6 protein-coding genes are annotated in these 6053 nt (G+C 29.5%); 5 read left to right on the forward strand and 1 reads right to left on the reverse strand.

Annotated elements, in window-relative coordinates; genetic code table 11:
• The first annotated feature begins 48 nt into the window (after nucleotides 1-48).
• The 4 genes from JOC62_RS14110 to JOC62_RS14125 all read left to right on the forward strand — a co-directional run bounded on the left by JOC62_RS14110 (nucleotide 49) and on the right by JOC62_RS14125 (nucleotide 4082).
• Nucleotides 49-456 carry a CBS domain-containing protein gene (locus JOC62_RS14110; RefSeq protein ID WP_204595926.1) on the forward strand — a complete coding sequence of 136 codons (408 nt, stop codon included), beginning with the start codon at nucleotides 49-51 and terminating at the stop codon, nucleotides 454-456.
• 271 nt (nucleotides 457-727) lie between these two features.
• Nucleotides 728-1003 carry a metal-sensing transcriptional repressor gene (locus tag JOC62_RS14115; protein WP_204595927.1) on the forward strand — a complete coding sequence of 92 codons (276 nt, stop codon included), beginning with the start codon at nucleotides 728-730 and terminating at the stop codon, nucleotides 1001-1003.
• A gap of 85 nt (nucleotides 1004-1088) precedes the next feature.
• Complete coding sequence (locus tag JOC62_RS14120; protein ID WP_204595928.1) at nucleotides 1089-3767, forward strand: heavy metal translocating P-type ATPase; 2679 nt, start codon at nucleotides 1089-1091, stop codon at nucleotides 3765-3767.
• Between the two features lie 99 nt (nucleotides 3768-3866).
• Nucleotides 3867-4082 carry a heavy-metal-associated domain-containing protein gene (locus JOC62_RS14125; RefSeq protein WP_204595929.1) on the forward strand — a complete coding sequence of 72 codons (216 nt, stop codon included), beginning with the start codon at nucleotides 3867-3869 and terminating at the stop codon, nucleotides 4080-4082.
• A gap of 33 nt (nucleotides 4083-4115) precedes the next feature.
• On the opposite strand, the gene JOC62_RS14130 is transcribed toward JOC62_RS14125, so the two are convergent.
• Nucleotides 4116-4649, reverse strand: a complete 534-nt coding sequence (locus JOC62_RS14130) for a PspA/IM30 family protein (RefSeq protein ID WP_204595930.1) — start codon at nucleotides 4647-4649, stop codon at nucleotides 4116-4118.
• 161 nt (nucleotides 4650-4810) lie between these two features.
• Between JOC62_RS14130 and rpsA the strand changes: the two genes are divergently transcribed.
• On the forward strand, nucleotides 4811-5947 hold the full coding sequence (gene rpsA / locus JOC62_RS14135; RefSeq protein WP_204595931.1) for a 30S ribosomal protein S1: 1137 nt from the start codon (nucleotides 4811-4813) through the stop codon (nucleotides 5945-5947).
• Nucleotides 5948-6053: the final 106 nt, after the last annotated feature.

Genomic DNA, 6053 nt, shown 5'->3' on the forward strand with positions numbered 1-6053 from the left:
ATAGTATAAGGTATATAAATAAAATATTTAAAGAGGAAAGGGTTAACTATGAATATAGCATTTTTTCTTACACCTAAAAATGAAGTGGTTTGTGAGAGTTTAGAATCGACTATGAGACAAGTTATGGAACGAATGGAGCACCATGGATATACAGCGATTCCGCTAATAGATAAGCATGGAAGATACGTCTCTACTCTAACAGAAGGAGATTTATTATGGAAGCTTAAGAATACTCCAGACCTTAATTTTAAAAATACTGAATGCGTAAAAGTGAAAGATATTAAAACAAGAAGAACACATAAAAGTGTATCTATAAATGCAGATATTGAAAGTTTAATATCACTTGCAGTTAATCAAAATTTTGTTCCTGTTGTTGATGATGAAGGAATCTTTATAGGTATTATAAAGAGAAGTGATATAATAAACTATTGTTATAATGAAATAAAAAGCAAATAAATATATTTAGAAGCAAGAACTTAGTAAAAAATTACTAAGTTCTTTTTTTATTGTATTTATAAAATTTTATAGAGAAAAATAAGAATGTAAAAGTATGTGAAAGCAGTTGTAAAAGCATATTTAGACGGAAGGTGAATAAGAATTTTATTACATGAATAATTTGAAGTTTTGAATAAAAAAATAAAAATTCCATTGACACTAATTATTAATAAGAGTATAGTATAAAACATAAATACACCCCCATAGGGAGGGGGTACAAAGGAGTGGTATTATGAATGACGATAAAAAGAAAGCTATGCAAGTTTTAAAGACTTGTAGGGGCCAAATTGATGGAATAATAAAAATGCTTGAGGAGGAAAGATACTGTATTGATGTATCTAATCAAATAATAGCAGCACAAGGACTTCTTAAAAAAGCTAATAAGCATGTATTAACACAACATATGCATCATTGCGTAAGAGAAGGTTTAGCAAATGAAAATGAAAAAGAGAAAGATGCTAAAGTTGAAGAAATCATAAGTATATTAACAAAACTTATAGATAAATAGAAATTGCTTAGTTATAGACTACATAAGAAGAGTTTAAATAAATAACGTATAAAAAATAAATAGCCTATATAAGGGAGGGAAATAAATGAAAAAACAGTTTGATATCAAAGGTATGACTTGTGCATCATGTGCAAATAGGATTGAAAAAGTAGTAAATAAGATGGATGGCGTTGACGAGGCTGTAGTAAATCTTGCAACAGAAAAGATGACAGTTAACTTTGATAAGGATAAAGTAACTAGTTCAGATATTGAAAGTAAAGTAAAAAAAGCAGGATATGAGGCAAATGAAATAAAATCAGATGATGTAGTAGATAAGAATTATAATATTACAGGTATGACTTGTGCATCATGTGCTAGCAGAATAGAGAAAGTACTAAACAAAACTGATGGGGTAGAGAGTGCAGTTGTTAATCTTGCAACAGAAAAAGCTACTGTAAAGTTCGATAAGGATGTTATATCATCAGAAGATATAATGAAGAAGGTTGAAAAAGCTGGATATGGTGCAGAAGAAATAAATGATGAAGACAGTTCACAAGGTCATTTTAAAATTAAGGGAATGACTTGTGCATCATGTGTACTTCATGTTGAAAAGGCAGTAGATAAATTAGATGGTGTGGATAAAGCTACAGTAAATCTTGCTGTTGAGGATATGAAGGTAAAGTATGATAGAAGAAAAGTTTCGGCAAAAGATATTGAAAAAGCAGTAAAAAATGCTGGATATGAAGCTATAGAGATAAAAGATACAGATAAAAATGATCATAAGAAAGATTCAGAAGAAAAAGTTAAAAAGGCTAAGAATAGATTTATATGGTCAATAGTATTTGCAATACCACTTGTAATAATTGCTATGGGACCTATGATTGGACTTAAATTACCAAGTGTTATAAGTCCCGATGCTAGTCCTTTTAATTATGCATTTATACAACTAATTCTAGCACTTATAATCATAGTAATAGGTAGAGATTTCTTTATACATGGGTTTAAAAATCTATTCCACTTAAGTCCGAATATGGATACACTTATTGCTCTAGGTAGTAGTGCAGCTATACTTTATGGAGTATATGCATTAGTGAAAATTTATGGTGGTCAAGTACACTTTGCACATCACTTATACTTTGAATCAGCAGGTATGATTATTGCATTTATTAGCTTAGGTAAGTTCTTGGAGGCTATTACAAAAGGTAAGACTTCAGATGCTATAAATAAGCTTATGGGTCTTGCACCAAAAACTGCAACGATAATAGTTGATGGAAAAGAAAAAGTTGTAGGAATTGATGATGTTAGAGTTAACGACATAATTTTTGTAAAACCAGGTGAAAAGTTACCGGTAGATGGTGAAGTTGTTGAAGGAACAACAAGTATAGATGAAGCTATGCTTACAGGAGAAAGTATTCCTGTAGATAAGAAACCTGGTGATCAAGTATTTGGAGCAAGTATAAATAAAAATGGAATGTTTAAATATAGAGCAACTAAAGTTGGTAAAGATACAGTTCTTTCAAAAATCATAAACTTAGTTGAAGATGCTCAAGGAACAAAGGCACCAATTGCAAAACTTGCAGATGTTATTTCAGGATATTTTGTACCAGTTGTAATTGTAATTGCAATTTTATCAGCATTAGCTTGGTTCTTTATAGGTAATGAAGACTTAGAGTTTGCATTAAATATATTAATATCAGTTCTTGTTATAGCTTGTCCATGTGCTTTAGGCCTAGCAACACCTACAGCAATTATGGTAAGTACAGGTAAAGGAGCTGAAAATGGAGTTCTTATTAAAAGTGGTGTAGCACTTGAAGAAGCTCATAAGATAAATACAATAGTATTTGATAAAACAGGTACAATTACAGAAGGTAAACCAAAGGTTACTGATATAGTATCAGTTTCTATTAAAGAAGATGAATTACTAAAATTTGCAGCAGCTGCTGAAAAGGGATCAGAACATCCACTTGGAGAAGCAATTGTAAAGGAAGCTGAAGATAAGAATATAGAATTACCACAAATTAAAGATTTTAAGTCTATCCCAGGTGAAGGTATCAATACAAATATTGAAGGGAAAAATACTGTAATTGGTAATAGAAAAATAATGGATAGAAACAATATAGATATTAAAGATATTGAAAGTAAAGCACATGAACTAGCAGACAGTGGTAAGACACCAATGTTTATGGCTATAGATGGAAGCTTAGCTGGAATTATAGCAGTTGCAGATACAGTTAAAGAAAATAGCCAAAAGACTGTAAAAGCTCTTCATACTATGGGAATTGAAGTTGTAATGTTAACTGGTGATAATGAAAAGACAGCAAAGGCAATTGCAAAACAAGTTGGAATAGATAGAGTAATATCAGATGTTTTACCAGAAGGTAAAGCAAATGTTGTTAAAGAATTACAAGGTGAAGGCAAGAAAGTTGCAATGGTTGGTGATGGCATAAATGATGCACCAGCACTTGTTACAGCGGAAATAGGTATAGCAATAGGATCAGGAACAGATGTCGCTATAGAATCAGCAGATATTGTTCTTATGAGAAGTGATCTTTTAGATGTTGTTACTGCTATTCAATTAAGTAGAGCAACAATTAGAAATATAAAACAAAACTTATTCTGGGCATTTGGATATAACGTATTAGGTATTCCAGTTGCTATGGGCATATTAAAACTATTTGGAGGACCACTTTTAGACCCTATGATTGCATCATTTGCAATGAGTTTAAGTTCAGTATCAGTATTATTAAATGCTTTAAGATTAAAAGGGTTTAAACCAAAATTTTAAGAAGATAAATTTAAATTAAATTTATATAAAATAAAACAAAAATAAAACATCTAAAGAAAAAGCTGCTTTAAAATGTAGTTAAATTAAGGAGTGATTATTATGACAAAATACAAAATCAAAATTGATGGAATGGGATGCCAAAAATGTGTAGATAACGTAGAAAGAGCTTTTGCAGGTGACGGTAGAGTAAAGCAATATGAAGTAAAGGTTGGAGAAGCTATAGTTGAATGTGATTTAACTAAAGAAGAACTAAAAGATTTAATTGATGATGCTGGATATGATTTAGAAACAGTAGAAGAAATAGAAAAAATGTAATACTAAAAAAAGGAGCAGTATACTGCTCCTTTTTTATAGGTATTTTTTTATTTCTTCATCAATATTAATATCAAAAGTTGGAGGAGGTAGATTATCAAGGCCTTTTTCAATATTTGAGAATTCTGTTTTAAGTTTTGATTCTATGTTTGAGAAAATTTTCATAGAAGATGATACCTTAGAATTAAGTTTACTTTCATAACTTGCTACTAAATTATCATATTCATCTTCTAATTCTTTTAATAATATATGAATAGTTGATTTGCATTCAGATAAATAATTAGATTTAGCATAAAGATGATTTAATTCAATATCTGAAGTGATCTTTTTCTCTAAAGCTTTTTTTGCAAGATGAATATTTCCTTTTTGTACTGCTAGTTTTACTTTAGAGTCATAATCTGAGCAAATATCATTTATCCATTCTATATCGGTTTTAAGAGTTGATAATTTATCAAGTAAATTAGAAAAATCTAATGATAAATCATCTAAAATCTTTTTTAAATCAACTATTTCCTCATATTTTTTTATAGATGCATTTCTTTTTAAATTTAATTTTTTTAATATTTCCATAATACCTCCAAGATTAATTAATCCCTTTATATAATTAATATATGAGTTAATCTAAATAATGTTTAATTATTAAAAAATAAGGCTTTTTCTTGTATTAAATTTATTGATAGATTAAAATTAAAATTGAAGTATATGTGGGGAAAAAGAAGGAGTGAATTTAAATGACAAATGAAAATACTATGGGTCAATTACTAGATTCTTATGATGTCAAGAGAATTAATAAAGGTGACATATTAGATGGAAGAGTAATCGATGTAAATGATAAAGAAGTAACAGTTGATATTAAATATGCTTTTGATGGTGTTATATCAAGAGAAGAGCTTACAGCTGATGATAAGAATCCATTAGATATTGTAAAATCAGGTGATGAATTCAAAGTTGTTGTGCTTTCACCAAACGATGGAGAAGGATTTGTTAAGTTATCAAGAAAGAGAGCTTTATTAAAAGAAGAAAAAGAAGAAATAAGAAATGCTTTCAATAATGGAACTATTATAAAGGTTAGAGTTAAAGAAGAAGTTAAGGGCGGATTAGTTGCAGAGTATGGATCAGTTAGGGTATTCATACCAGCTTCACTTGTTTCAAGAGAAAGAATTGATATAAAAACAGTAGTAGGAAAAGAGTTAGAAGTAAAAATTATAGAGTTAGACTTTAATAATAATAAAGTTGTTGGATCAAGAAGAGTTATTGAAGAAGAAGCTTATGAAAAGAATCAAAAGGTTCTATGGGCGGAAATCAAAAGCGGAGAAAAGAGAAAAGGTGTAGTTAAGAACATAGTTAAATTTGGTGCTTTTGTTGATATCGGAGGAGTACAAGGATTAGTTCATATAAATGACTTAGCTTGGGAAAGAGTTAAGAGAGTTGAAGATGTGGTTTCTGTTGGAGATGAAGTAGAAGTTTATGTTGGAAATGTAGATTTAGAAAACAGAAAATTATCACTAATCTTAAAAGATGTAAATAAAGAACCATGGAATGTGCATGGTGATTCAATGAAGATAGGAGATACTTTAGAAGGTATAGTTGTAAGACTTACAAGCTTTGGTGCTTTTGTTGAAGTATTTAAAGGAATAGAAGGTTTAGTTCATATTAGTGAAATAACTGATGAACATATCGCAAAACCTGAAGAGGTTTTAAAGCTTAATCAAAAAGTTAAGGTTAAAGTATTAAATATTGATAAAAATGCTAAGAGATTATCACTAAGCATTAAGGATGCAGCAGAAAAGAGTGCAGAATATCTAGAATATGTTGACAGTGAAGATGAAGGAGTAAGTCTTGGAGATTTATTTAAAGATTTATTCTAATTAAAAGATTAAGGATACTAGATTTAACTAGTATCCTTATATTTTTAAGCTTTTTCAATTTTAAGCATATTTGTTCCGCCTACATGAGCAGTTGGCATACCGGCAG

It is taken from the genome of Clostridium sardiniense, assembly GCF_016907995.1.
In the GTDB taxonomy this organism is placed as follows: Bacteria; Bacillota; Clostridia; order Clostridiales; family Clostridiaceae; genus Clostridium; species Clostridium sardiniense.

Coding starts and splice junctions, on each gene's coding strand:
- JOC62_RS14110 (WP_204595926.1), top strand. CDS start 49: ATGAATATAGCATTTTTTCTTACACCTAAAAATGAAGTGGTTTGTGAG.
- JOC62_RS14115 (WP_204595927.1), top strand. CDS start 728: ATGAATGACGATAAAAAGAAAGCTATGCAAGTTTTAAAGACTTGTAGG.
- JOC62_RS14120 (WP_204595928.1), top strand. CDS start 1,089: ATGAAAAAACAGTTTGATATCAAAGGTATGACTTGTGCATCATGTGCA.
- JOC62_RS14125 (WP_204595929.1), top strand. CDS start 3,867: ATGACAAAATACAAAATCAAAATTGATGGAATGGGATGCCAAAAATGT.
- JOC62_RS14130 (WP_204595930.1), bottom strand. CDS start 4,649: ATGGAAATATTAAAAAAATTAAATTTAAAAAGAAATGCATCTATAAAA.
- rpsA (WP_204595931.1), top strand. CDS start 4,811: ATGACAAATGAAAATACTATGGGTCAATTACTAGATTCTTATGATGTC.